A 25,760-nucleotide genomic window follows, 5' to 3' on the forward strand; every position below is an offset into this window, starting at 1 on the left:
ACCTGATGATGGCACTTTTGATCCTTGGTCTGATCTTATGGGTCGGTGCCCATTATTCCCGTCGCTTTATGCCGGACCAACGCGCCGCCATGGGCAAAAAGGGCAAAGGCATCATCGCCGTCGCCATCGTGGCGGCGCTGGTCATGATCATTATCGGATACCGCGGGGCCGAGTTTATCCCCGTCTGGACGCCCCCGCCCTTCCTGACGCATCTGAACAACCTGCTGATGGTGCTGGCATTCTGGGTCTACGGGTCCAGTGCAGCCAAAGGGGCCAAGGCTTGGCCCGCCTATAAAACCCGCCACCCGCAGCTGATGGCCGTTAAAATATGGGCGGTCGCGCATTTGCTGGTGAACGGTGATCTCGCCTCTATTCTGCTGTTCGGCTCTATGCTGGCTTGGGCGGTCGGTTCCGTGATCCTGATCAACCGCGCCGAACCCAACTGGACACCCCCTGCCCCCGCGGGCAAGGCCACCTATATCCGCCTTGCGGTGATCACGCTGGTGATGCTGGTCGTTGTGACCGCGATCCATACCCTGCTTGGCGTCTCTCCCTTTTCCTGAGTTACTGAAAGAACCCCCATGAAACTCTATCGTTTCCTGTCCGAAGAGGACACTTCCGCCTTTTGCCACAAGGTCACCGACGCGCTGAACAAGGGGTGGGAGCTTTACGGCACGCCCACACAAACATGGGATGCCAAGACAAATGTCATGCGCTGCGGTCAAGCCGTGACCAAGGAAGTCGAAGGCACCTATACGCCCGACACCAAGCTGGGGGCGCATTGATGGCACAGGCAAAGACCAACAAGGGCCGTTTCTTCGAGGACTATAAAGTAGGCGAGACGCTGCATCATGCTGTGCCGCGCACCGTCAAGGATGGTGAACGCGCGCTGTACCACGCGCTGTATCCCGCACGTCATGCGCTCTATTCCTCCGATCAATTCGCGCAAAGCTGCGGCCTGCCTGCCAGCCCGCTGGACGATATGATTACCTTTCACATCGTGTTCGGCAAAACCGTGCCGGATGTATCGCTGAACGCCGTGGCCAACCTTGGCTACGCGCAGGGACGCTGGCTGGCACCGGTCTGGCCCGGCGATACGCTGCGGTCTGAATCCGAGGTGATCGGGCTCAAGCAAAACTCGAACGGGAAAACCGGCGTTGTCTATGTACGCACCACCGGCTTCAACCAGAACGACACCAAAGTGCTGGAGTATGTCCGCTGGGTGATGGTGCGCAAACGCGATGTCGATGCCCTCGCACCCGAAACTGTCGTGCCCGATCTGCCCAAGGCGCTGACGGTTGACGATCTGTCGATCCCCGAAACGCTCGATTTCAGCAATTATGACTTTACCCTCGCGGGCGAGGCGCATCGCTGGGGCGATTATTCCGTGGGCGAGATGATCGACCACGTGGATGGCGTCACCGTCGAAGAGGCGGAGCATATGATGGCCACCCGCCTGTGGCAGAACACGGCAAAAGTGCACTTTGACACCTCCGCCCGCCCTGACGGGTCGCGACTGATTTATGGCGGGCACGTGATCTCGATGGCCCGTGCGTTGTCGTTCAACGGGCTGGCCAATGCGCAGATGATCGTCGGGCTGAACGGCGGGGCGCACGCAAACCCCTGCCTGTCCGGCGACACCATCCGGGCTTGGACCGAGGTTCTGGACAAAGCCGATACCGACAAACCTGGTGTCGGCGCGCTGCGCTTGCGCTTGGTCGCCACCAAAGGCGGGGAGCCGTTCAAGCTGAAGGGCGAAGACGGCAAATATCTGCCCGATGTCTTGCTTGACCTCGATTACTGGGCACTGATTCCCAAGTAAAACTCCCCCTTGACGACACCTGATCGGTCGCAAAATAGACAACTATATGTCGCGTTCGGCCCTTAAAACTTGGGGTTTCCGAGCGCGACAGCCGCTGCGTCGGCAACATTCCGCAGATTTTCCACCGTTAGCGCTATTTTGTGATCACACGCCAAATTCGTGTGATCACAAATGTCGCTTTTCTCTGGATAACCCTGTATTTCTCCGAAAAACTGTTTACCGAGTATCAAGACTCAATCGTATACCGCGATTAGACTGGAACAAAGACGGGACCGTTTTTTATGAACATCCATGAATATCAGGCAAAAGCCCTTTTGCGTAGCTACGGCGCGCCAGTATCCGAAGGCCGGGTCGTGCTGAAAGCCGAAGATGCGAAAACCGCCGCCGGCGAGATGGACGGACCTCTTTGGGTCGTCAAGGCACAGATCCACGCAGGTGGCCGCGGCAAGGGTTCTTTCAAAGAAGCCGACGCTGGCGACAAAGGCGGTGTACGCCTGACCAAATCGGTTGAAGAAGCCGCCGAAGAAGCCAAGAAAATGCTGGGCCGTACCTTGGTCACGCACCAGACCGGCCCAGCGGGCAAACAGGTCAACCGCATCTACATCGAAGACGGTTCGGGCATCGAAACCGAATTGTACCTCGCGCTGCTGGTGGATCGCCAGACGTCGCGCATCGGGTTCGTCTGCTCCACCGAGGGCGGCATGGACATCGAAGAAGTGGCCGAATCTACTCCTGAAAAAATCATCAGCTTTTCTGTAGACCCAGCCGCGGGCTTCCAACCCTACCACGGCCGTCGCGTTGCTTTCGCCCTTGGGCTTGAAGGCAAGCAGGTCAAACAGTGCGTCACCCTGATGGGCCAGCTGTTCAAAGCCTTCGTTGAAAAAGACATGGAGATGCTTGAAATCAACCCGCTGATCGTCACCGACGGCGGCGACCTGAAAGTGCTGGACGCCAAAGTCAGCTTTGACGGCAACGCAATGTATCGCCACGGCGATATTGCCGACCTGCGCGACACCACCGAAGAAGATCCCAAAGAGCTCGAGGCGTCCAAGTACGACCTGAACTACATCGCTCTGGACGGTGAAATCGGCTGCATGGTGAACGGTGCCGGTCTGGCGATGGCCACAATGGACATCATCAAGCTTTACGGTGCCGAGCCCGCGAACTTCCTTGATGTTGGTGGCGGTGCGACCAAAGAGAAAGTGACCGAAGCGTTCAAGATCATCACCTCCGACCCGCAGGTCAAAGGTATTCTGGTCAACATCTTCGGCGGCATCATGCGCTGTGACGTCATCGCCGAAGGCGTAGTTGCAGCCGTGAAAGAAGTCGGTCTGAAGGTTCCGCTGGTTGTCCGTCTGGAAGGCACGAACGTTGAAGAAGGCAAAGCCATCATCAACAACTCCGGCCTGGACGTGATCGCTGCGGACAACCTGAAAGATGGCGCGCAGAAGATCGTGAAAGCGGTCAAAGGCTAAAACTGGCTGGAAAGCTTGGATGATGCATCGTCTCGCCTTTTGTTTTTCCATTGCCGCGCTGGCTGTCCCTTTCGGGGCGGCCAGTAACGCTATGGCACAGACGACCCGCGCGGCGGACATCGCCCAATCCTTTGCAGACCATTGTTTCAGCCCGCGACTGACGGCACAGTCGGCGCAGGCACAGCTTGGTACGGCGGGGGCACGGGTCGATTTCTATGACCTGCGTCCCTTTACCTCGGCACCTCAGTCTCCGGTGACGGGCGCGGCTGCAACGGCGGGCACGGACCGTCGCTGCGAAGTGTCCTTTGACGGGGCTGAACCGCAAATTGCGCAACAAGGGATCATTACCGGATTGGCTCAAGAACAGCTGATTGATCTGGTAGATGTCCCCGCAGGGTTCCCCACTACAACGGGGGCCACCTATCGCGCCGCCGTCATGTTGAACCCCAACCGCATCGCTGTGGTACAATCGGGGGTTCGTGACGGGGCACAAGGCGTCGAAACCTTTGCACGGGTCGAACGTTTGATCCCGCTGAACGAGGCGAACCAATGACTGCAACCCCGCAAAACACCGTCTTGGGTGGGAAAACCATCGTCCTTGGGATGACCCTTCTGGTTTTCGCAATGATGGCGGTTGTCGCGCAGCTGCCCTTGCCAATGCAGGGCTCCCTGCTGGCCGAAGGCGGCCCGTTCGAGACGCTGTCTGTGGTCGGCTATGGCCTGTGCATCTTGATGATGTTCGCGCTGTGGCCAAAGGCATCTGTTGCACGTCGGTGGTACTTTGCGGTGTTCATGGCCCTGTTCGCAGCCCGCGAGCTGGACCTCGACAAAAAGCCGTTCACCGAAGGCCTGCTGAAAGCGCGGCAATTTTCCAGCGATGGCGTCAGCCTGATGGAAAAGGGCATTGCCGGCATCATCCTGCTGACAATTATCGTGGCGGGTCTGATCCTGTTGCGTCGCAAAACGCGGGGCTTCATCCGTGGGGTCGTAAAAGGCGCGGCACCGCAGCTGGCCGTCCTGATCGGCCTGCTGTTCATCGTCGTCTACAAGCTGACCGACGGGCTGGCCCGCAAGCTGGAACCCTTTGGCATCACGCTCGGCCGCGAACAGATCGACCTTGCCTACGTCATCGAGGAAGTCGGCGAACTGGGCATCCCGCTGATGTTCGCCGTTGCGATTTATCTGACATACCGACTGCCGCGCATTGCGGCGGCGGCCCCTTCCACCGCGCCCTGAGACCGGCGCCACCTGAATTGAACTTGAGAAGAAAGCACATAACATGGCCGTACTCGTAAACGAAAACACCAAAGTGATCTGTCAGGGCCTCACCGGCTCGCAGGGCACGTTCCACACCGAACAGGCCATCGCCTATGGTACCAAAATGGTCGGCGGTGTGACCCCCGGCAAAGGCGGCCAGACCCACCTTGACCTGCCCGTGTTCAACTCTGTCCACGAAGCCCGCCACGTCACCGAAGCCAACGCGACCGTGATCTACGTACCGCCTCCCTTCGCAGCAGATTCGATCCTCGAGGCGATCGACGCCGAGATGGAACTGATCATCTGCATCACCGAAGGCATCCCGGTTCTGGACATGATGCGCGTCAAGCGCGCGCTCGAAGGGTCCAAGTCGCGCCTCATCGGGCCAAACTGCCCCGGCGTGATCACGCCTGACGCCTGCAAAATCGGCATCATGCCCGGCCACATCCACAAGCGCGGCACCGTCGGGGTTGTCTCGCGCTCGGGCACGCTTACGTACGAAGCTGTGAAACAGACATCCGATCTTGGCCTCGGCCAATCCACTGCGGTTGGTATCGGCGGCGACCCCATCAAAGGGTCCGAGCATATCGATATCCTCGAGATGTTCCTGGCCGATCCAGAGACACAGTCGATCATCATGATCGGTGAAATCGGCGGGTCCGCCGAAGAAGAAGCGGCACAGTTCCTGGCCGACGAAAAGAAAAAAGGCCGTTGGAAGCCAACAGCCGGTTTCATCGCGGGCCGTACAGCCCCTCCCGGCCGCCGCATGGGCCACGCCGGTGCGATCGTCGCAGGCGGCAAAGGTGACGCGGAATCCAAGATCGCAGCTATGAAAGAAGCAGGCATCGTCGTTGCGGACAGCCCCGCAACTTTGGGCGAAGCCGTTCAGGAAGCCATCAACAACGGCTAATGCCAGATGGTGGGGCCTGACCTTTCAGGCCCCACCGCTCTTACTTAAACGTCGCGCTCTCATCAGAGGTATCGCCATGACAGACCAACCGAAAAACGACCAGTTCCACGATACCTCCTTTCTTGAGGGGCAGAACGGCGAATACCTAGAGGCAATGTATGCCCGCTATGCAGACGACCCCAATGCGGTTGATGGCGCATGGCAGGCATTCTTCGAAGCGATGGATGACGACCACGCCGACGTGAAGGCCGAGGCCGCTGGCCCGTCCTGGGCACGCAGCGACTGGCCGCCCATGCCACAAGACGACCTGACAGCGGCGCTGACCGGTCAATGGCCCGTCCCGACCGAAGCAAAAGCTGCCGGTCAGAAGATTACTGAAAAAGCGTCTTCCAAGGGGATCGAACTGTCTGATGCGCAGGTGCAACGTGCCGTGCTCGACAGTATCCGCGCGTTGATGCTGATCCGCGCCTACCGTATCCGTGGCCACTTGGCCGCAGACCTTGATCCGCTTGGCATGCGCGACAGCGACACCCACCCTGAACTGGACCCGGCCGCCTATGGCTTCGGGCCCAAGGACATGGATCGCCCGATCTTTATCGACAACGTGCTTGGCCTTGAGATCGCGACGATGAAACAGATCGTCGATATCGTCAAAAGCACCTACTGCGGCACCTTCGCGCTGCAATACATGCACATCTCTGATCCCGAACAGGCCGCGTGGCTGAAAGAGCGGATCGAGGGCTACGGCAAGGAAATCCAGTTCACCCGTAATGGCCGAAAAGCCATCCTGAACAAGCTGGTAGAGGCCGAAGGCTTCGAGAAATTCCTGCACGTCAAGTACATGGGTACCAAGCGCTTTGGCCTTGATGGGGGCGAAAGCCTGATCCCCGCGATGGAACAGATCATCAAGCGCGGTGGTCAGCTGGGCATTCAGGACGTTGTCATCGGTATGCCGCACCGCGGCCGTCTGTCCGTGCTGGCAAACGTCATGCAGAAACCCTATCGCGCGATCTTTAACGAATTTCAGGGTGGCAGCTTTAAACCCGATGATGTCGACGGGTCCGGCGATGTGAAATATCACCTTGGCGCGTCTTCTGACCGTGAATTCGACGGCAACACTGTCCACCTGTCGTTGACCGCCAACCCTTCGCACCTTGAGGCCGTGAACCCCGTTGTTCTGGGCAAGGTTCGCGCCAAGCAGGACCAGTTGAACGACAAGGAACGCACCTCCGTTCTTCCCATATTGCTGCACGGCGATGCCGCGTTTGCCGGTCAGGGTGTTGTCGCCGAATGTTTCGCGCTGTCGGGTCTGCGCGGTCACCGCACCGGCGGGACCATGCATATCGTGGTGAACAACCAGATCGGCTTTACCACCGCGCCGCATTTCAGTCGCTCCAGCCCCTACCCCACCGACAACGCTCTGGTGGTCGAGGCACCGATTTTCCACGTCAACGGCGACGATCCCGAAGCGGTCGTGCACGCGGCCCGCGTGGCGACGGAATTCCGCCAGAAGTTCAAGAAAGACGTGGTTATCGACCTGATCTGCTACCGCCGCTTTGGTCACAACGAAGGCGACGAGCCGATGTTCACCAACCCGGTGATGTACAAGAAGATCAAGAAGCAAAAGACCACGCTGACGCTCTATACCGAGCGGCTGGTCAAGGACGGCCTGATCCCCGAGGGCGAGATCGAGGATATGAAGGCCGCCTTCCAAGAAAAGATGAACACCGAATTCGAGGCCGGCAAAGAATACCGCCCCAACAAGGCCGACTGGCTGGATGGCAAGTGGTCGCACCTCGATAAGGCGAAAGAAAAGAAATATCAGCGCGGCAAGACAGCCATCGCGCCCGAAACCATGACCGATGTCGGCAAGGCGCTGTCCACCGCGCCCGACGGGTTCCCGCTGCACAAAACTGTCGCGCGCCTGCTGGACGCCAAAGCCGAGATGTTCAAGTCCGGCAAAGGCTTTGACTGGGCGACTGCCGAGGCGCTGGCCTTTGGGTCCTTGTTGACCGAAGGGTACAAGGTGCGTCTGTCCGGACAGGACTCCGCCCGTGGCACGTTCTCTCAGCGTCACTCGGCCCTGATCAATCAGGAAAACGAAGACCGCTATTACCCGCTGAACCACATCCGCGAAGGTCAGGCAGAATACGAAGTCATCGACTCCATGCTGTCGGAATACGCGGTATTGGGCTTTGAATACGGCTACTCGCTGGCTGAGCCCAACGCGCTGACCCTGTGGGAAGCGCAGTTCGGCGATTTTGCCAACGGCGCGCAGATCATGTTCGACCAGTTCATCAGCTCGGGCGAAAGCAAATGGCTGCGCATGTCCGGCCTCGTTTGCCTGATGCCGCACGGCTACGAAGGCCAGGGGCCCGAACACTCTTCTGCCCGTCTGGAACGGTTCCTGACCATGTGTGGCGGCGATAACTGGATCGTGGCGAACTGCACCACGCCTGCGAACTACTTCCACCTGCTGCGCCGCCAGTTGCACCGCAGCTACCGCAAGCCGCTGATGCTGATGACGCCGAAATCGCTACTGCGCCACAAACTGGCTGTCAGCAAGGCCGAGGAATTCACCACCGGTTCCTCGTTCCACCGCGTGCTGTGGGACGATGCACAACAGGGCAATTCGGACACGACGCTGGCCGCAGACGACAAGATTAAGCGCGTCGTCATGTGTTCGGGCAAGGTCTATTACGACCTGCTGGAAGAACGCGACGCGCGTGGCATCAACGACATCTACCTTCTGCGTTTTGAACAATTCTACCCGTTCCCGGCACAATCCGCGGTAAAAGAGCTAGAACGCTTTAAGAATGCGGAAATGGTATGGTGTCAGGAAGAGCCCAAGAACCAAGGGGCCTGGACCTTTATCGAACCCAACATCGAATGGGTTCTGGGCCGCATTGACGCCACCCACACCCGTCCGACCTATGTCGGCCGCGCCACCTCGGCCTCGCCTGCAACCGGCCTTGCCTCCCAACACAAAGCACAACAAGCAGCCCTCGTTGACGATGCGCTGACCATCGAAGGAAAACAACCATGACAAGCGAAGTACGCGTCCCTACTCTGGGTGAATCCGTGACCGAAGCGACCGTGGCGACATGGTTCAAAAAGCCGGGCGATAGCGTCGCAGTTGACGAAATGCTCTGCGAGCTCGAGACGGATAAGGTCACCGTCGAAGTGCCCTCTCCCGTGGCGGGCACTCTGGCCGATATCGTTGCTGCCGAAGGCGAAACCGTTGGCGTTGATGCGCTGCTGGCCAATATCTCCGAAGGGGACGCCGCACCGGTCAAGAATGACGCGCCGAAATCCGTCGATGCCGGTGCCGAAGACGTCAAACCCCGCGATGCCGCGGATGATGTCGATGTGATGGTCCCCACGCTTGGCGAATCCGTCTCCGAGGCAACCGTAAGCACTTGGTTCAAAAACGTCGGCGATCACGTCGAAGCAGACGAAATGCTGTGCGAGCTGGAAACCGACAAAGTCAGCGTCGAAGTCCCTGCGCCGGCCTCTGGCACCTTGACCCAGATCATCGCCGAAGAAGGCAGCACCGTCGAAGCAAACGGCAAGCTTGCGGTGATCAGCCAAGGCGAAGGCAGCAGCGCAAGCAAGCCCGCCGACGATACCGCTGAACCCAAAGCGGGCGGGCAGGTTCCCGCCCCCGGCAACGCGCCCTCGGGCGATGTCGAAGACGCGCCTTCCGCCAAGAAAGCCATGGCCGAAGCCGGCATCAGCCGTGATCAGGTCACCGGCACAGGCCGCGACGGACGTGTGATGAAGGAAGACGTGGCCAAGGCCGTCGCCGCGGGGAACAACGCGGCAAAACCCGCAGCAGCCGCGCCACGCGCGCCCTCCGCCCCCCAAGACGCCTCCCGCGAGGAGCGCGTCAAGATGACCCGTCTGCGCCAGACCATCGCGAAGCGTCTGAAAGAAAGCCAGAACACCGCCGCGATGCTGACGACCTACAACGAGGTCGACATGACAGAGATCATGGCCCTGCGGAACGAATACAAAGACCTGTTCTTGAAAAAGCACGGCGTGAAACTCGGCTTCATGTCCTTCTTCACCAAGGCCTGTATCCACGCCCTGAACGAAGTCCCCGAAGTGAACGCCGAAATCGACGGCACCGATGTGGTTTACAAAAACTACGTCAATATGGGCATCGCGGCAGGGACACCAACCGGTCTGGTGGTGCCTGTGGTCAAGGACGCGCAAGCAATGTCCTTTGCCGACATCGAAAAGGAAATTGGTGAACTGGGGTCCAAGGCCCGCGACGGCAAACTGTCGATGGCCGACATGCAGGGCGGCACGTTCACCATCTCCAACGGCGGGGTCTACGGCTCGCTGATGTCGTCACCCATCCTGAACCCGCCACAGTCGGGTATCTTGGGGATGCACAAGATCCAGGACCGCCCCATGGCGATCAATGGTCAGGTTGTGATCCGTCCGATGATGTATCTGGCGCTGAGCTATGACCACCGTATCGTTGACGGCAAAGGTGCTGTAACCTTCCTTGTGCGCGTCAAAGAAGCGCTCGAAGACCCACGCCGCCTGCTGATGGACCTGTAATCCACGCATTCCACCGCCCAGAAAGGACATATGATGACAGAGACCACGATCCTTGCCGCCTACGGCCTGCTCGTTATGCTGACAATCTTGCTTCAGGTTCTGGGCGGTGTGCAACAACTCAGCTTGGGCTATCTGATCTCGTCGCGCGACGAAGACCGGTCGATGACCGGTATGACGGCCCGGGTGAAACGCGCGCTCGACAACTCCGTCGTGGCGCTCGCCCTTTTCGCGCCCGCGATCCTGATGCTTGAACTGCTGGACCGGACGAATGCAACGTCTTTGCTGGCGGCGCAGGTCTTCTTGCTTGCGCGGATCATCTACCTGCCGGTCTATGCCCTCGGCGTGCCGGCAATCCGTACCCTCGCTTGGCTGGCAGGCTTTGCGGCCACCGCCATTCTCTATTTCCTCGCTCTATAGCGGAACGCCACTATGACACCCGAACTCACTGTTCTGACTCTCGCGGCGCTGCTTCAGGTCGTGACCTTTGTCGCCTATGCGATCCCCGCCAACCGCGAGCTTGGCCCCGGCTACACCATGTCCGCGCGCGACCGTGAACCATCAAAGGCGCTGTCCGACAGCACCGCCCGTCTGGGCCGCGCGTTCAACAATATGTTCGAAGCGTTGGCGCTTTTCGCGGTCGCCGTCGTGGTGCTGCACCTGTCTGGCCAAAACACGACCTACACCGCAATCCTCGCGTGGGTCTTCCTTGCGGCCCGCGTCGCTTACGTGCCGGCCTATGCATTTGGCCTGCGCCCCGGACGCTCGCTGATCTGGGCAGTCGGCCTTGGCGCGACAGTGCTGATGCTGCTGGCCGCGCTCTTTTGATCTTCCAATTGGCTTAGATCCCGGGGGCGTGCGCTTGCGCACGGGGGCAGCGCCCCCTAGCCTTGGCCGCATCACACCCCGCCCATCTATGCCTTAACACCACACGATCTTATCTACCCCCATTCCCGACCACCAAGGAGACCTTCCATGTCCAGCTACGATGTCATCATCATCGGCTCCGGCCCCGGCGGCTATGTGTCCGCGATCCGCTGTGCCCAACTGGGCCTCAAAACCGCCTGTGTCGAAGGGCGCGAGACGTTGGGCGGCACGTGCCTGAACGTCGGCTGTATCCCTTCCAAGGCGCTGCTGCATGCCACCCATATGCTGCACGAAGCCGAACATAACTTTGCCGACATGGGCCTCAAGGGCAAAAGCCCGTCGGTCGACTGGGCGCAGATGCAGACCTACAAGCAGAACACGATCGACACCAACACCAAGGGTATCGAGTTCCTGTTCAAGAAGAACAAGATCGATTGGATCAAAGGCTGGGCCACTATCCCCGAGGCCGGCAAGGTCAAAGTCGGTGACGAGGTCCACGAGGCCAAGAACATCATCATCGCCACGGGCTCCGAGCCTGCCTCCCTCCCCGGCGTCGAGGTCGACGAGACTGTCGTCGTGACCTCGACCGGTGCGCTGTCACTGAACAAAGTGCCAAAGAAGCTCGTCGTGATCGGCGCAGGCGTGATCGGGCTCGAGCTTGGGTCCGTCTACGCGCGTCTCGGGACCGAAGTTACCGTCGTTGAATACCTTGACGCGATCACCCCCGGCATGGACGGCGAAGTCCAAAAGAACTTCATGCGCATCCTGAAAAAGCAAGGCGTCAACTTTGTCATGGGCGCAGCGGTGCAGGGCACCGAAGCGAGCAAAACCAAAGCCAAAGTGACCTACAAACTGCGCAAGGATGACAGCGAACACACGCTGGACGCCGACGTTGTACTGGTATCGACAGGCCGCAAGCCGTTCCACGACGGGCTGGGCCTTGAAAGTCTGGGCGTCGAACTGACCAAACGCGGCCAGATCGCGGTGAATGACACGTGGGAAACCTCGGTCAAAGGCATCTACGCCATCGGTGACGTCATCGAAGGCCCGATGCTGGCCCACAAAGCCGAAGACGAAGGCATGGCCGCCGCAGAGGTCGTGGCGGGCAAACATGGTCACGTGAACTATGGCGTGATCCCCGGCGTGATCTACACCCACCCCGAAGTGGCCAACGTCGGTGCCACCGAAGAACAGCTGAAAGAAGAAGGCCGCGCCTACAAGGTCGGCAAGTTCAGCTTTATGGGCAACGCCCGTGCCAAGGCCGTCTTTGCGGGCGAAGGTTTCGTCAAGCTGATCGCCGACAAGGAAACCGACCGTATCCTTGGCGCACATATCATCGGCCCCGGCGCCGGCGATCTGATCCACGAGGTCTGTGTCGCGATGGAATTCGGGGCCTCTGCCGAAGATTTGGCGATGACCTGCCACGCGCACCCGACCTATTCCGAGGCAGTCCGTGAAGCCGCACTGGCCTGCGGCGACGGTCCGATCCACATGTAAGGCAGCCGCCTGCCGTGAAACGACAAAGGGTGGACCGCGAGGCCCACCCTTTTTTATTGCGTGCTGCACTGCATCGGTGCGGGCTAGACTGGCAAAGTGGCCTTGAACCCTGCCTCTGCCAGTAGCGCGTCTGAATGGGCTTCTACCGTTTTCTCCAGTGTCGCCATAAACGCGGCGCGTTCCATCCCCGGTGCGATCGGGGTCAGGAATTCGACCACAGCCACCCCCGGTCGCCGGTACAGCCCACGCCGTGGCCAGAAGTAACCGGCGTTCGTCGCTACAGGCACACAAGGCTGGCGCATCTGTTCATACAGTGCTGCAGTCCCCTTTTTATAGGGCACCGACAGACCAGGTGCGACACGTGTGCCTTGCGAATAGATCACCAATTGGCCGGGTTCGGCCTCGCCTGCTTTGACGTCGGCCAGCATCTTTGAAATCGCCGCGCCGCGTTTGCCCCGATTAACCGCGATCATCTGCATACGTTTTGCATATTGCCCGATCACTGGCATCATCAGGATCTCGCGCTTCATTATGAATTTAGCCCGTGGCAGCGCGTGAAAGATCATCAGGATATCAAGAAACGACTGATGCTTCGCGGCAACCAACACGGCCCCCTCCGGCACCTCGCCACGAACCTCGCATCGCATCCCCACGACGACCCGTGCCATCCACATGGTTCCCGCAGAATATGCCTTGCACGCAGCATAGGCTCCCCGCCGCGAAAACATCGCCCAAGGGGCGTAAAACACCCCGATCATGGGCATATAGACCGTGGCCAGCACGATGAAGGTAATCGATCGTATCCACTGCAACATCACGCAAGGTCCTTTAGTGTGCGGCGCGCCGCGGCCCCTGTGGCGACAAAGGCGACACCACCAGAGAGAAACGGGATCACCAGCGGCACAATCCAGTGCCAGCCCTGAAAGCCCAAGCCCGTCAGAAAGCCCCCCGCATCAGCGGTGCTTGGCAGAAGCAGAATAGCAAGCAGTCCCAGCCCCGTACCCGCCGCAGCGCCAGTCAGAGCGCGCAGGGTGAAACGCCGGATAAATGCCTGTGCGATATAGCTGTCGGTCGCGCCCACCAGACGTAGCACAGCGATGACCTGAGCATTGGCCGACAGCGCGGCATTGGCGGCGAGTGTCACCATCGCGGCGAGGGTCGCGATGATCAGGGTCATGGACACCCAGCCCAGAAGCTTCAGCCGCGATGCCGCTTTGACCAGCGGCGCACGCCAGCGGCTGTGATTGTCCAGCACGGCCCCCGGCACCTCTGCCGCAAGACGCAAGCGCAGACCGTCCGCATCCATGCCGTCGTCTTCCTCGATAATCTCGATCAGGCGCGGCACCGGTAGGGCGTCAATCGCCAGCTCTGGTCCGAACCAAGGGGCCAGCAGGGATTGCTGTTCTTCATCGGTCAACGCCCGCGCCGTGGCGACGCCTTTGGTCGTCTCGAGGATGCGCAGCGCGGCGTCGGTCTGGGCGCTGCGTTGGTCAATGGGGGCCACAACACGGATCGTTGCGGTACGTGCCAGCTCTTGCCCCCAGATATGCGCCAACCGCCCCGACGCGAGCGACAGCGCCAGCGCAAATACCGCCAGAAACGCCATTGTTGCGGCGGCAAACAAGGTAAGCTGCGCGGTAAATCCTGACGGTGGCACCACACGGTCCGCTTGACGGTCGCCGTTCCACAGCGACGCCAGCGCGATGCGCAACATCTTCATAGATCTGCCCCCGCCAACTGGATTCGGCGGTTCGCAATGCGCAACACCCGCGCCTGCACCTGCGCCTTGGTGGCGCGGATAAGTCCCAGATCATGGGTCGCGATCAGCACCGTCTTGCCCATGCGGTTGAGCTCGACCAGCAAGCGCAGTAGCCGCTGCGACATCTCCCAGTCGACGTTACCAGTGGGTTCATCCGCAAGCACCACATCGGGCGACATGATCACCGCACGCGCCAGTGCGGCCCGCTGGCGTTCACCGCCCGACAGTTCTGGTGGCAGCGCATCGGCACGGCTGCTGAGCCCGACCCACGACAGCAGCTCTTGCAGGTCTTCACCGCCGGTTTCTGCATGACGGCCCGACACGGTCAGCGGCAGCCCGATGTTTTCGGCAACCGGCAGATGGTTCAGGAACTGACAGTCCTGATGCACCACGCCCACACGCCGCCGGATCATCGCGATGTCGTCGCGTTCCATTGTGCGCACGTCTTTGCCAAACAGCGACACATGCCCTGCCGTCGGCAGCAGCGCACCATAGCACAGTTTCATCAAGGTGGTTTTGCCAGAGCCGGACGGACCCGTCAGAAAATGGAACGATCCCGGCGCCAACTTGACCGAGATATCGGACAAAAGCTCGCCTCCGCCATAGCTGTAAGCCACGTTTTCAAACTCGATCACACGCATATCCCGCTTGGTTTGAACTGTTGTGCCCCAGCACCGCTTGGGTTTCAATGCACCCCGGCGCAGGCATTGCATGAAGATTGCACTTTTCCTACGGTTTTCTAGGACATAAGGTTGATCTGACGTGAAAACAAAGAGGTTTCCAATGGTTCGGTGCGCAACATGAGACTAATCTGTCCCAATTGCGATGCGCAGTACGAAGTACCGGACGAGGTGATGCCCTTGTCCGGGCGTGATGTGCAATGTTCCAACTGCGGCCAGACTTGGTTCCAGCATCACCCCGATTTCATGCCCCTCGACGAAGAGGACGGCGGCCGGCTTAGCACTGTCACCGCCGCCGTGTCGCAGCCCGATCAGGATACCCCCAAGGTAAACGCAGCCCCCGCTGACACGCCCGCAGAGCCGGAACAGGCACAGCCCGAACCAGCCCCACCTGCCGCGCCGCCTCGTAAGCAGCTTGACCCGTCGGTCGCTGATATTTTGCGTCAAGAGGCCGAAGCCGAACAGGAAGCCCGCCGTCGCCGTCAGGCAGATCCGCTGGAAAGCCAGCCCGATCTGGGCCTGCAAGAAGCCGATCACCCAAGCGAGAGCGACCGTGCTCAGCAGGCCAAGGTCCGCATGTCACGTCTGCGCGGCGAGGCGCAACCCAGCGTGGCCGAAACCAATGCCGCTGCGGCGGCTGTCGCATCGCGCCGCGAATTGCTGCCCGACATCGAAGAAATTAATTCGACGCTGCGCACCGGATCAGAGCGACGCACCATCCCCAATGCCGGTGGTGACGCTGCGCAGCCTGATCCGCAAAAGCGCAGCGGCTTCAGCCGCGGGTTCGTGCTGATCGTGCTCCTCGCGTCGGTGCTGGTGCTGCTCTATGTCTTTTCGCCGCAGATTTCAGAGGCTGTGCCTGCGTTGCGCCCTTATCTGGCCAGCTATGTGGCGCAGGTGGATGACGGACGCCAATGGCTTGACGGGGCATTGCAGGCGGCGCTGCAATGGCTCGACTCGCGGGCATCCCAGTGAGGCAGCTAAAACGGATCGGGCCCGCCCTTTTGCCGGCCCCGTCCTCACCTACTTGCCCGTATCAGAACCGGTCCAGCAGACGGCGCAGGTAATCGCGCTCGACCTCTGGCCGCGTCTCCTCGCCCGAGCGACGGCGGATTTCGTCCAGCAGTTCGCGTGCGCGGCCATAGGCATCATTATCCAGCGCAAGGTCGCCCTCTGACCCCTGTGCGCCATTGGCCCCCTGTTCACGCCCCAAAGGGTCCGTGTTCTCGGCACGGCGGTTGCCTTGGGCTGTGCCCTGCCCCGGTTCGGACGCCTGCTGGTCCTGGTCCATCGCCTCGCCCAAGGCACGCATCCCCTCGCGCAGCGCTTCCATTGCCTGCGACTGGTTATCGATCGCGTCGGCCAGATCATCGCGGCGCAGCGCCTCTTCGGCACCGTCCATGGCACGACCGGCGCGGTCCAGTGCATCGCGGGCAGCGTCGCCTTCGGGGGTGCCGCCACCGGGCAGACGCCCCTCTTGGCGGCGCAGCTCATCGCGCAGCGCCTGCTGACGGTCAGCAATTGATCCTTGCCCCTGTCCGGGTTCGCCTTGGCCATTGTTCTGACCGGGTTGTTGCCCGGGCTGGCCCGGCTGGTTCCCGTCCTGCGGCGGGCCGGGCTGTTGGCCCTGGTCCTGCCCCTGCTGCTGACCCTCATCCGCGTTCGGGTTGAACCGGTCCTGCAAATCGCGAAACGCCTGATCGCTCAGCTCTTGCTGTTCGCGCAGACTGTCGGCGAGCCCCTCCATCGCTTGCTCACCCTCGGATTGCCCACCTTCGCCCGGCTGGCCTTGGGTGACGCGCATGTTTTCCATCATCTCTTGCAGCTCGCGCAGCGCCTGTTCGGCCTCGGCCATGCGGCCCTGCTCCATCAGCTCCTGAATCCGATCCATCATGCGTTGCAGGTCGTCCTGCGTCATCTGCATGGTCTCGCCTTGCTGCTCCTCGCCGCTCTGCTCTTCTTGCGCCTGCTGGCGTTGCAGCTGACGCATGTAGTCGTCAGTGGCGCGGCGCAGCTCTTCCATCAGCTCTGCGATCTCTGCATCCGAGGCACCGTTCTTCATCGCCTCTTGCAGACGTTCCTGCGCGCGGCGCATCCGGTCCAGCGCGTCGGCCAGAACGCCTTCTTCCAGTTCAATCGCCAAATCCCACAGATCATCCGCGATCTCGGTCTGCACCTCGTCGGCCAATCCATAGCGGGCGCGAATTTCGATCCGTTCAATCAGCCGCCGCAAACGCAGCGCTGCCGTGTCAGAGCGGAACACATCCGCAGGGCGATAGGACACCGCCCGCAACACCTGCGCGAGACTGTCGGCGTTGCCCTTGGCCCACAGCAGATCACGCCGCTGCTCAATCACCGCCGCCGCCAGCGGATCGAAAAAGCGCCGCCCCGGCAGGATCATTTGCGTCGGTGGGGTGGTCGCCTGCTGCTCTGACGCGTCCAGCACGCTCAGCGTGACCGTGACCGGCAGGTTGGCCCAAGGGTGTTTCGAAAAATCGTCGATCAGGTTTTCTTCGAAATCGCGGCGATCCCCTGCAATGGGCAGCGACAAAGGTACGATCATCTCGGCCCGCGGGTCAGGATCGATAGCCAGCCCATAGCGCCGGTCCACAGCCGCCAGATCCAGATCGATCCGCGCCTCGCCCGCTTCAACGCCATAGTCATCACGCGCCACGAACGGCAGCTGCATCTCGCCAAGCGCGGTCACGTCCGGCGGGCCGGTAATTTCAATCTGCGGCTTGGCATCGGGCAGCATCGTCACGTCCCACGCGCGCCCGTTCGGCCCGTCGATGGCGATCTGCCCGCTTTGGCTGACTTTGAAATCCTGTACGATGGCGGGGGTGTCATCCACACGCTGGGGCTGGCCCGAAACGGTCTCGGAAACAGACAACGCCCCCACTTCGCCATACATGCGCAAGGTGATGAGCGTGCCCGCAGGCAAGTTCAGCGGCCCTTCGGCAAGGTCCGAGAGGTACAGTGTCGGCTTGCCGGTATAGCGCGGCGGCTCCGCCCAGCCTTCCCAGACCGGCCCCGAGGCCAAAGCCCCCCCGCCGGCCGTCAGACCCGCAACCGACCCGATGCGCAGCACAGACCCAAAGACCAGCGCCGTGACAAAAGCCAGCAGCGCGACATAGCGCAGGGCAAAGGGATCACGGCGCGCAATGCGCAAGTCCGCGGGCACCGCCTGCGCAGCGGCGGCACGGGCGGCCATGCGGCGCTGATGCGCCCGCCACACCGCAGCAGAGGCATCATCCCCCGTGCCGATCGCCTGCACATCCATCAGCGCCTGAATGGGGCGTCCGGGCAGGCTGGCGTCAAGGCGGGTCAGCGCCTCTATCCGGCGGGGAAACCGCAGGTGGCGCAGCGCATAAACCAGCGCCCCGACTGCGGCCAGCGTCACGGCAACAACAACGCCCGTTACGACGGACATCGCAGCGTTATCAAGCAGCCCCAGCATCAGCACCGCCAGCACAGCCAGCACCAAGGCGATCAGAGGCCAGAAAGCCTGCACCAATACCTCGGCCCAGATACCGGCCCACGTCAGACGCAAGGGCCAACGGATCGACTTGAGACCCTGCTCGGGCGAGTGGTCGTCATCCTTGGCGGTGAAAAGCGTCATGCGGGCCCTGCTTTCAAAAGCCGGACACGCAAGGCGCGGTCACAGCCATTCAGGAATGGTATCGCGATTTATCATTTCGTCAAAGGTCGGGCGTCGGCGGATAACCGCAAATTGATCGCCATGGACCAGCACCTCGGGGATCAGCGCACGAGAGTTGTATTCGCTGGCCATCACCGCGCCATAGGCACCTGCGCTGCGAAACGCCACCAAATCGCCTGCAACCAGCTTTGGCATCATGCGCTGTTTGGCAAAGGTATCACCGGATTCGCAGACCGGCCCGACGATGTCATAGGGTTGCTGCTCTGCCCCCGCCTCGGCTTCGACGACGGGCACGATGTCGTGGTAGGCGTCGTACATGGCGGGGCGGATCAGGTCGTTCATCGCGCCGTCGATGATCAGGAAATCACGGCCCTCGCCGGATTTGACATAGATCACCTCGCTCACCATCAGGCCGGCGTTGCCTGCGATCAGGCGGCCCGGTTCGATCTCGATTTCGCAGTCTAGATGACCAAGCGTCTTTTGCACCATCGCACCATAGTCTGTGGGCAGTGGCGGGGCGGCATTGCTCCGTTCATAAGGGATGCCCAGACCTCCGCCCAAATCCAGACGGCGGATTGTATGCCCGTCGGCGCGCAGCTGTTCCGTCAGCTCCGCAACCTTCTGGTACGCCAGTTCGAACGGCGTCAGATCGGTAAGCTGGCTGCCGATGTGCACGTCGATGCCCACGACCTCTAGCCCCGGCATGGCGGCGGCCATGCGGTAGACTTCGCGCGCGCGGGCGATGGGGATGCCGAACTTGTTCTCGGACTTGCCGGTGGCAATCTTGGCGTGTGTTTTGGCGTCGACATCGGGGTTCACACGAATGGTGATCGGCGCGACCTTGTCCATCGACCGTGCGACGGCGTCCAGCACCTCCATCTCGGGTTCGGATTCGACGTTGAACTGCCGGATGCCGCCCTCAAGCGCGAGCCGGATTTCCGAGACGGTCTTGCCCACACCCGAGAACACGATCTTGTCACCCGGTACGCCTGCCGCCTTGGCGCGGAGGTATTCCCCGGCGGACACGACATCCATCCCCGCACCCGCCTGCGCCAGTGTCTTCAGCACCGCTTGGTTCGAATTCGCTTTCATCGCGTAGCAGACCAAATGGTCCATCCCATCGAGCGCATCATCGAACGCCTTGAAGTGACGCAAAAGCGTGGCGGTTGAATAGACGTAAAAAGGCGTGCCGACCGCGGCTGCGATTTCGGAGATGGCGACATCTTCGGCGAACAACGCGCCATCACGGTACAGGAAATGATCCATGTTTTCGGGCTCCTAAGCTTTTCCCGCCGAAAGCTGCCGGCGATATTTTAAAGGCGGCGGACCGCAGGAAAAAAGACAGCGGCGGACCATTGCCTACCCCAATATCAAAGGGCGCGGGAATGGCAATCAGCGCCAGTCGCCCCAAAGGTCAGAACGTCTTGGAAACACCGACATCCACATGCCCCGAGACATGCACCCCCGGTTGGTAATTGCTGCGGTTCTTGCGGGTGCTGGTGTCCGTCGCGCGCGGATAGGCGCGGCTGTCATAGGCAGATGGCGCATGGGCTTGCGGGCCGTCACAGCCCGCCAACACCGACACCGCTACCACGGCCAGAACCGCCGCGCGGATCATAGCGCCGCCCCCAGACCCAACCGGAACGGGCCGCGGCCAAGGGTGACAGCCGTTCCGACCGACATGCCCGACGACGACAGCGTCACCGTGCTATTGACCTGCGGCGGCACGGGTTCCCCGTCCACACCACAGGCGGCGAGGGTCAGCAACAAGGCAATAACGGCGACGGGTTTCATCCGATGATCCCTTTCCAGCGGGCCACCTGCGCGCGCACTTGGGCAGGTGCGGTCCCACCATAAGACATACGCGAATTGACGGAATTTTCCACGCCCAAAACGTCAAAGACATCCGCCGTGATGTCGCCATGCGCCGATTGCATCTGTTCCAGCGTCAGGTCCGGCAGGTCGCAGCCGTTCTGTTCGGCCAGTGCTACCAACGATCCGGTGATGTGATGCGCATCGCGGAACGGCAGCCCCAGCATGCGGACCAGCCAGTCGGCCAGATCCGTCGCGGTGGAAAAGCCCGACCCCGCCGCTGCCGCAAGGCTTTCGCGGTTGGCGGACATATCCTTGACCATGCCTTCCATCGCGGCCAGCGCCAGCATCAGGTTGTCAGCGGCGTCAAAGACCTGTTCCTTGTCTTCCTGCATGTCTTTGGAATAGGCCAGCGGCAGCCCCTTCATCACCATCATCAGCGCCACATTGGCCCCCATGATGCGACCGATCTTGGCGCGGATCAGCTCTGCCGCGTCGGGGTTCTTTTTCTGCGGCATGATGCTGGACCCGGTCGAGAAACGGTCCGACAGCGTCACAAAACGGAATTGCGCCGACGACCAGATCACCAGTTCTTCGGCGAAACGGCTCAGGTGCATGGCGCAGATCGACGCCGCGCCTAGGAAATCCAACGCAAAATCACGATCACTAACCGCATCGAGCGAGTTGGCCGACGGGCGGTCAAAGCCAAGCGCCTGCGCCGTCATGTCGCGGTCGATCGGAAAGGACGTGCCAGCCAGTGCCGCAGCGCCCAAAGGCGATTCATTCATCCGTGTCCGTGCGTCCCGCATCCGGCTCAGATCGCGGCCAAACATCTCCACATAGGCCATCATATGATGGCCCCAAGTGACCGGCTGCGCGGTTTGCAAATGGGTAAAACCGGGCATAACCCAATCGGCCCCGGCCTCTGCCTGATCTAGCAACGCCTTGATCAACGCCAACAATCCGCTTTCGGCGGCGTCGAACTGGTCGCGGGTCCACAGCTTGAAATCTGTCGCCACCTGATCGTTGCGCGACCGGCCCGTGTGCAGACGCCCTGCCGGTTCGCCGATGACTTCTTTCAAGCGCGCCTCGACGTTCATGTGAATGTCCTCCAGCGCGGCCGAATACGCGAAGGTGCCGCCCTCGATCTCTGACAACACCGTGAGCAGGCCTTTTCGAATGGCGTCGGCATCGCTATCACTAATGATGTCTTGTGCAGCCAACATGGCGGCATGGGCACGCGACCCGGCAATGTCCTGGGCGGCCATACGCTGGTCAAACGAGATCGAGGCGTTGATCGCCTCCATGATCGCGTCCGGTCCGGCGGCAAAACGGCCACCCCACATTTTGTTCGAAGTCGTATCAGTCATCAGGCAACCCCTCGGAGGGAAAATGAAAAAGATTATGCTCGCGCTCGTTTATACGGCCCTTGCCCTTGGTGCAAACCCCAGCTTTGCGCAAAGCGCCGACATCAAGCCCCTGCGCGACGGCGATATGAAGAAACTGGTCGTCCACGGTTCCCCTGTTGCCACCTCCTCTGTCGCATTCCAGCTTGAGGATGACGGCGGCGAAACCACACTTGAGGCGTGGCAGGGCAAATATGTGTTGATCAACTTCTGGGCCACATGGTGCGCGCCGTGCCGCAAGGAAATGCCGCAACTGAACGCGCTGCAAAAGGAATTCGGCGGGGATGATTTCGAGGTGCTGACAATTGCGACAGGCCGCAATACGCCTGACGGGATCAAACGGTTCTTCGCGGATGCCGGTGTCGACAGCCTACCCCGTCACCAAGACCCCAAACAGGCGTTGGCCAGCCAGATGGGCATTTTTGGGCTACCGATCACCGTGGTGATGGACCCTGAAGGCCGCGAGATTGCCCGCCTGCGCGGCGATGCGGATTGGTCAAGCGACAGTGCAAAAGCCATCGTTCAGGCGTTGATCGCGGGCAAGACAGACAGCTAACCCTACCGCAAAGCAGGCGGTCAGGCGGCGTGCGCCAGGATCGCCGCTTCGGACATCGACAGGTTGCGCCGGGCATAGCCGCCATAGGTATGCGGATCGGACCCGATCTGGGGGAACTGGTCCAGCAGACGCGCACGGTCGGCGGTGTCCAATGCTTCCAGCGCGGCAGAGGCCGGGTGAAAGCTTTCCGTCTCGACGCCATTGGCCCAAAGCACCTCGTGGAAATCAAGCAGCAGGTGGATATAGGTCACCTCGCGCGCGTGGGCATCGATGGTGACACTGCGCCCGTTCACCAGATCACGCGCGGTGACAAGCACCTCGTCGGTGTTAAACAGCGCGTGCGCGACGGGCCCTTTCACCAGCATCCGGTGGCTGGGCGACACCAGCAAATCCGCGTCAGGCCGCGCAGCCCCCAAAGCATTGGCGCGAAAGCGGACAGGCCGCAGCTGAGGCATGGCGAACAGACGTGCGCCGCTCATCCGGCGGCTGCCAATCCAGCGCACGGGTTGCAGGCCGTTGTCCTTCGTCTGGATCAAATCATCTTCGCGCAGATGCTCGATGAGACGGGCACCGTCGGCGGTGCGGATCATCGTACCGGGGGTAAAGCAGATCACTCCGCTGCTATACTGCGCCGCGCGATCTGCAGCGGCTGTATTCAGCGTATGTGAAACCACCCACAAATCAGTGTTACGCGGCGGCAGTGCGTCAAGGAACATCAGCAGCGGCTGGCTGCCCTGCCCGACTTCGATCACCGTCACCAGATAGCTTTGCGCACCGTCGGTTACGGTAAAGCTGTTGTCCATTAACGGGGTGTCGCGGTCGCTGGCAAAGGTCCGGTGTGGTGGCACGGTACCGTCCAACGCAGTCCCCACCAAACGATGCACCATCCGCGCAGCCCGTCTGCGCAGATCACCTGCCTCGTCTGCCTGATCCAGTCGCAACACGTCATTCGGCCCGTCAACGCGAAGTGAATCGCCCCGCCACGCCCAAGCTGCCCCCACCTTCAGGGATTGCACCGGTGCGGCGTCCAGCCCGTCTATTTCTGTCTGCGACCAGCTTATGACAAACGTGCCTCGAAAGCCCGTTTTGACCACTGCTCTGATGCCTCGTCGACTTATTTCGTATTATTATTGACGCAACGGTATCAAAGCCATCGCCAGCTGGAAAGAACGAATCAACGTGCGGGCCGCGCTTTGAGGGTCAGAATGCCAGTTTGAGGCGCACAGAGCCGACCAGCTGGTTGTCGGGCTGCGTCTCGTATTCCTTGCCCAGCCACGTCAGACCATAGAAGGCCGACGCACGCCTGCCCTGCCAATGCACCCCCGCACGCACACGATCCCGGCGCGGTGTCAGGTCATAGCCACGGTCCGACGGCAGGAACACACTGTCGCTGACCCGCGCCATATCCGCCCCGATAACAAAGCCGAACCCTGTCGCGTCGGTGTTCTGCACCACGCGGTAACGGTGGCCCGTGGTGCTGTCGCGCACCAAAAGCTCGCCCCGCGTGATATCGCCAAAGGTCAGATCAAAGCCCACGCGCATGAATGTCTCTATCCCCGCCTGCCCTTCGACAAAGGGGCGCAACGTTGTCCGCGCGCCAATCGGAAAGCTGCGAGCCGTCTCGACCAGAACCGTGGGGTGAAAGCCGTTTTCGATCTGGTTATCCAGCACCCGATCCGAGGGCGAGGTCGCGTCGATTAGATCGTGAAGCCCCCGTTGCAGGTCATCCAGATGGGTCTGCGGACCTGTGGCATAGATCGCGGCCCCGACCGAATATTCGACGCTGTCACGTTCGAAATGCGTGTGCACCCCGGCAGACAACGCACCGGCCCAAGGGCGCGATCCAGGTCGCGGGCGACGCAGGCTCGCGGGGGCCAGCAGCTCTACCCCCAAACGTAGCTCGATCAACTGCCCAAAGCGGTCTGGCAAGCGACCTGTCCATTCTGGCCCCCAGACACGCGAGGACACGTAGGAACCGGTCCGCTCGCGATCGCGGAACTCTGCGATGGCGTCATTGGTGATCAGACGGCCATAGCCGAGGCGCATCCGCTCTGTCGCTTGTGCATCCATTGGCAGAAGCAAAAGTGCCGCCAGAACCGGCACAAGAAATCGCAGCATCGTCTATCCTATCGCGGGGGCCTCGGGGGCAGTTACCATCTGCCCCCTTGCTACCGCGCCCCGTCGCGCCACGCCATCCTTGGTACATTTTTCTCGGGCAGGCGTGTCCTTGGCGCACAGACTGATTGCACCATACCGGCAATTCGCTAACATAACGACAGTGAAAACCAGCCCTGAGGCCCCGATGTCAGACCCAAAATCGCACCCATCCCGCCGTATCGTATCGTCCCGTCACCTTGCCGAGGGCGAAGGATGGGAGGCGTCCGAGCTCGAATATGGGATGATCATCGCCTACAATGCCTTTTCGCGCTGGATGTCGCGCTGCATGGCGGCGGCGGGCAATGCCGATCTGACGCCGCTGGAAATTCTGGTGCTGCACAACACCAACCACCGCGACCGTGAAAAGCGGCTGACAGACATCTGCTTTTTGCTGAACATCGAAGACACGCATACGGTGAACTATGCGCTGCGCAAACTGCTGAAATCCGGCCTGCTAGAGGCCGAAAAACGCGGCAAAGAGGTGTTCTATCGCACCTCCGCCAGCGGGGCCGAGCTGATAGATACCTACCGCGCGGTGCGCAACACCTGCCTGATCGACAGCATGGGGCGCACCGATATCAAGGGCGACGACCTGCGCGAGATCGCGGCGCAGCTGCGCGCGATCTCGGGGCAATATGATCAGGCCAGTCGCGCCGCGGCGTCGCTTTAACCACGGCTGCCAAGGGTGCTGGCGGCGCGGGCCAACTCGGTGATCGCCGCCCAATCGCCTTTGCGCATCAGGTTGTCCGGCGCGACCCAGCTGCCGCCCGCGCAAACCACATTGGGCAGCGACAGATAGCTTTCCGCATTCGCGGGGCTCACGCCGCCCGTGGGGCAGAACCGCACCTGAGGCAGCGGCGAGGATAGCGATTTCAGGAAGGGTGCCCCACCCGCAGCTTCGGCGGGGAAGAACTTGAGCATATCATAGCCGCGTTCATAAAGACGCATCGCCTCTGACGCGGTGGCAGCACCGGGCAACATCGGCAAATCCAGATCTTCGGCCGCCTGAAGCAGTTTATCCGTGGCACCGGGGGACACACCGAATGTCGCGCCCGCATCCACCGCACGCTTGACGTCATCAGGCGTCAACAACGTGCCCGCCCCCACAATGCCGCCTTCAACCTTTGCCATTTCGGCAATGACCTCAAGCGCGGCATCCGTGCGCAGCGTTACCTCTAGCGCGGGCAAACCGCCGGCGACCAAAGCTTCGGCCAAGGGACGGGCGTGCAGCACGTCATGCACCACCAATACCGGCACGATGGGCGCACGTTTACAGATGGCATAGGCAGCAGCGCTGGCGTCTTGCGGGGTCATCGGATCATCCTTTGGTCAGGT

General features: G+C 61.1%; 26 protein-coding genes. 15 read left to right on the top strand and 11 right to left on the bottom strand.

Annotation, left to right across the window (positions count from 1 at the left end; all coding sequences use genetic code 11):
• Nucleotides 1-5: 5 nt before the first annotated feature.
• From GLP52_RS09990 to lpdA, 12 genes are all read left to right on the top strand, one after another.
• Nucleotides 6-563, top strand: coding sequence for an NnrU family protein (locus GLP52_RS09990; RefSeq protein WP_237272309.1), 558 nt, complete (start codon nucleotides 6-8; stop codon nucleotides 561-563).
• Between the two features lie 18 nt (nucleotides 564-581).
• The gene (locus tag GLP52_RS09995) at nucleotides 582-785 is read left to right on the top strand and encodes a DUF1737 domain-containing protein (RefSeq protein ID WP_237272310.1); all 204 of its coding nucleotides are present in this window, start codon (nucleotides 582-584) and stop codon (nucleotides 783-785) included.
• Nucleotides 785-1,822 (top strand): MaoC family dehydratase, encoded by a 1,038-nt coding sequence (locus GLP52_RS10000; protein ID WP_093731358.1) that lies wholly within the window; start codon nucleotides 785-787, stop codon nucleotides 1,820-1,822. Before GLP52_RS09995 ends, GLP52_RS10000 begins: the two co-directional genes overlap by 1 nt.
• 281 nt (nucleotides 1,823-2,103) lie before the next feature.
• Nucleotides 2,104-3,297 (top strand): ADP-forming succinate--CoA ligase subunit beta, encoded by a 1,194-nt coding sequence (gene sucC, locus GLP52_RS10005; RefSeq protein WP_093731359.1) that lies wholly within the window; start codon nucleotides 2,104-2,106, stop codon nucleotides 3,295-3,297.
• A 19-nt stretch (nucleotides 3,298-3,316) separates the two neighbouring features.
• Nucleotides 3,317-3,850 carry a succinyl-CoA synthetase subunit beta gene (locus tag GLP52_RS10010; RefSeq protein ID WP_093731360.1) on the top strand — a complete coding sequence of 178 codons (534 nt, stop codon included), beginning with the start codon at nucleotides 3,317-3,319 and terminating at the stop codon, nucleotides 3,848-3,850.
• Nucleotides 3,847-4,533: a hypothetical protein gene (locus tag GLP52_RS10015; protein WP_093731361.1), complete on the top strand. Its 687-nt coding sequence runs from the start codon at nucleotides 3,847-3,849 to the stop codon at nucleotides 4,531-4,533. Before GLP52_RS10010 ends, GLP52_RS10015 begins: the two co-directional genes overlap by 4 nt.
• 43 nt (nucleotides 4,534-4,576) lie before the next feature.
• On the top strand, nucleotides 4,577-5,464 hold the full coding sequence (sucD, locus tag GLP52_RS10020) for a succinate--CoA ligase subunit alpha (RefSeq protein WP_093731362.1): 888 nt from the start codon (nucleotides 4,577-4,579) through the stop codon (nucleotides 5,462-5,464).
• Between the two features lie 76 nt (nucleotides 5,465-5,540).
• The gene (locus tag GLP52_RS10025) at nucleotides 5,541-8,510 is read left to right on the top strand and encodes a 2-oxoglutarate dehydrogenase E1 component (RefSeq protein ID WP_237272311.1); all 2,970 of its coding nucleotides are present in this window, start codon (nucleotides 5,541-5,543) and stop codon (nucleotides 8,508-8,510) included.
• Nucleotides 8,507-10,036 carry a 2-oxoglutarate dehydrogenase complex dihydrolipoyllysine-residue succinyltransferase gene (gene odhB / locus GLP52_RS10030; RefSeq protein ID WP_237272312.1) on the top strand — a complete coding sequence of 510 codons (1,530 nt, stop codon included), beginning with the start codon at nucleotides 8,507-8,509 and terminating at the stop codon, nucleotides 10,034-10,036. The genes GLP52_RS10025 and odhB overlap by 4 nt, the downstream gene beginning before the upstream one ends.
• A 30-nt stretch (nucleotides 10,037-10,066) precedes the next feature.
• Entirely contained in the window at nucleotides 10,067-10,453 is a 387-nt protein-coding gene (locus GLP52_RS10035; protein WP_093731365.1) for an MAPEG family protein, read from the top strand.
• 12 nt (nucleotides 10,454-10,465) lie between these two features.
• Nucleotides 10,466-10,861 carry an MAPEG family protein gene (locus GLP52_RS10040; protein WP_093731366.1) on the top strand — a complete coding sequence of 132 codons (396 nt, stop codon included), beginning with the start codon at nucleotides 10,466-10,468 and terminating at the stop codon, nucleotides 10,859-10,861.
• A gap of 147 nt (nucleotides 10,862-11,008) precedes the next feature.
• Nucleotides 11,009-12,397 carry a dihydrolipoyl dehydrogenase gene (lpdA, locus tag GLP52_RS10045; RefSeq protein WP_237272313.1) on the top strand — a complete coding sequence of 463 codons (1,389 nt, stop codon included), beginning with the start codon at nucleotides 11,009-11,011 and terminating at the stop codon, nucleotides 12,395-12,397.
• Between the two features lie 83 nt (nucleotides 12,398-12,480).
• Here lpdA and GLP52_RS10050 read toward each other — a convergent pair whose 3' ends face one another.
• From GLP52_RS10050 to GLP52_RS10060, 3 genes are read right to left on the bottom strand one after another with little or no spacing between them, the layout of a single operon-like run.
• Nucleotides 12,481-13,212 (bottom strand): lysophospholipid acyltransferase family protein, encoded by a 732-nt coding sequence (locus tag GLP52_RS10050; protein ID WP_237272314.1) that lies wholly within the window; start codon nucleotides 13,210-13,212, stop codon nucleotides 12,481-12,483.
• Nucleotides 13,212-14,117 (bottom strand): cell division protein FtsX, encoded by a 906-nt coding sequence (locus GLP52_RS10055; RefSeq protein WP_093731369.1) that lies wholly within the window; start codon nucleotides 14,115-14,117, stop codon nucleotides 13,212-13,214. The genes GLP52_RS10050 and GLP52_RS10055 overlap by 1 nt, the downstream gene beginning before the upstream one ends.
• On the bottom strand, nucleotides 14,114-14,791 hold the full coding sequence (locus GLP52_RS10060; protein ID WP_093731631.1) for a cell division ATP-binding protein FtsE: 678 nt from the start codon (nucleotides 14,789-14,791) through the stop codon (nucleotides 14,114-14,116). The genes GLP52_RS10055 and GLP52_RS10060 overlap by 4 nt, the downstream gene beginning before the upstream one ends.
• 165 nt (nucleotides 14,792-14,956) lie before the next feature.
• Here GLP52_RS10060 and GLP52_RS10065 point away from each other — a divergent pair, with 165 nt between their 5' ends.
• A complete protein-coding gene (locus GLP52_RS10065) occupies nucleotides 14,957-15,811 on the top strand; it encodes a zinc-ribbon domain-containing protein (RefSeq protein ID WP_237272315.1) in 855 nt (284 codons plus the stop codon).
• 61 nt (nucleotides 15,812-15,872) lie between these two features.
• Here the strand turns inward: GLP52_RS10065 and GLP52_RS10070 are convergent, their stop codons facing one another.
• The 5 genes from GLP52_RS10070 to argH form a co-directional block, all read right to left on the bottom strand.
• Nucleotides 15,873-18,455, bottom strand: a complete 2,583-nt coding sequence (locus tag GLP52_RS10070) for a TIGR02302 family protein (protein WP_237272316.1) — start codon at nucleotides 18,453-18,455, stop codon at nucleotides 15,873-15,875.
• Between the two features lie 39 nt (nucleotides 18,456-18,494).
• Nucleotides 18,495-19,760 carry a diaminopimelate decarboxylase gene (gene lysA / locus GLP52_RS10075; RefSeq protein ID WP_237272317.1) on the bottom strand — a complete coding sequence of 422 codons (1,266 nt, stop codon included), beginning with the start codon at nucleotides 19,758-19,760 and terminating at the stop codon, nucleotides 18,495-18,497.
• 148 nt (nucleotides 19,761-19,908) lie between these two features.
• On the bottom strand, nucleotides 19,909-20,112 hold the full coding sequence (locus tag GLP52_RS10080; RefSeq protein WP_237273525.1) for a hypothetical protein: 204 nt from the start codon (nucleotides 20,110-20,112) through the stop codon (nucleotides 19,909-19,911).
• Nucleotides 20,109-20,288: a hypothetical protein gene (locus tag GLP52_RS10085; RefSeq protein WP_093731374.1), complete on the bottom strand. Its 180-nt coding sequence runs from the start codon at nucleotides 20,286-20,288 to the stop codon at nucleotides 20,109-20,111. Before GLP52_RS10085 ends, GLP52_RS10080 begins: the two co-directional genes overlap by 4 nt.
• A complete protein-coding gene (gene argH, locus GLP52_RS10090) occupies nucleotides 20,285-21,676 on the bottom strand; it encodes an argininosuccinate lyase (RefSeq protein ID WP_237272319.1) in 1,392 nt (463 codons plus the stop codon). Before argH ends, GLP52_RS10085 begins: the two co-directional genes overlap by 4 nt.
• Nucleotides 21,677-21,698: 22 nt before the next feature.
• Between argH and GLP52_RS10095 the strand changes: the two genes are divergently transcribed.
• Nucleotides 21,699-22,268, top strand: coding sequence for a TlpA disulfide reductase family protein (locus GLP52_RS10095; RefSeq protein WP_093731376.1), 570 nt, complete (start codon nucleotides 21,699-21,701; stop codon nucleotides 22,266-22,268).
• Nucleotides 22,269-22,288: 20 nt separating this feature from the next.
• Here the strand turns inward: GLP52_RS10095 and GLP52_RS10100 are convergent, their stop codons facing one another.
• Both GLP52_RS10100 and GLP52_RS10105 read right to left on the bottom strand, forming a co-directional pair.
• Nucleotides 22,289-23,362, bottom strand: a complete 1,074-nt coding sequence (locus tag GLP52_RS10100) for a Hint domain-containing protein (protein WP_237272320.1) — start codon at nucleotides 23,360-23,362, stop codon at nucleotides 22,289-22,291.
• 106 nt (nucleotides 23,363-23,468) lie between these two features.
• The gene (locus tag GLP52_RS10105; protein ID WP_237272321.1) at nucleotides 23,469-24,386 is read right to left on the bottom strand and encodes a lipid A-modifier LpxR family protein; all 918 of its coding nucleotides are present in this window, start codon (nucleotides 24,384-24,386) and stop codon (nucleotides 23,469-23,471) included.
• 184 nt (nucleotides 24,387-24,570) lie between these two features.
• Here GLP52_RS10105 and GLP52_RS10110 point away from each other — a divergent pair, with 184 nt between their 5' ends.
• Nucleotides 24,571-25,095 (top strand): winged helix DNA-binding protein, encoded by a 525-nt coding sequence (locus GLP52_RS10110; protein ID WP_237272322.1) that lies wholly within the window; start codon nucleotides 24,571-24,573, stop codon nucleotides 25,093-25,095.
• Here GLP52_RS10110 and eda read toward each other — a convergent pair.
• On the bottom strand, nucleotides 25,092-25,739 hold the full coding sequence (eda, locus tag GLP52_RS10115) for a bifunctional 4-hydroxy-2-oxoglutarate aldolase/2-dehydro-3-deoxy-phosphogluconate aldolase (protein ID WP_237272323.1): 648 nt from the start codon (nucleotides 25,737-25,739) through the stop codon (nucleotides 25,092-25,094). The two genes, GLP52_RS10110 and eda, sit on opposite strands and share 4 nt — an antisense overlap.
• Nucleotides 25,740-25,760 lie beyond the last annotated feature (21 nt).

Origin of the sequence: Sulfitobacter sp. M22, assembly GCF_021736025.1 — a bacterium.
Classification (GTDB): domain Bacteria; phylum Pseudomonadota; class Alphaproteobacteria; order Rhodobacterales; family Rhodobacteraceae; genus Sulfitobacter; species Sulfitobacter litoralis.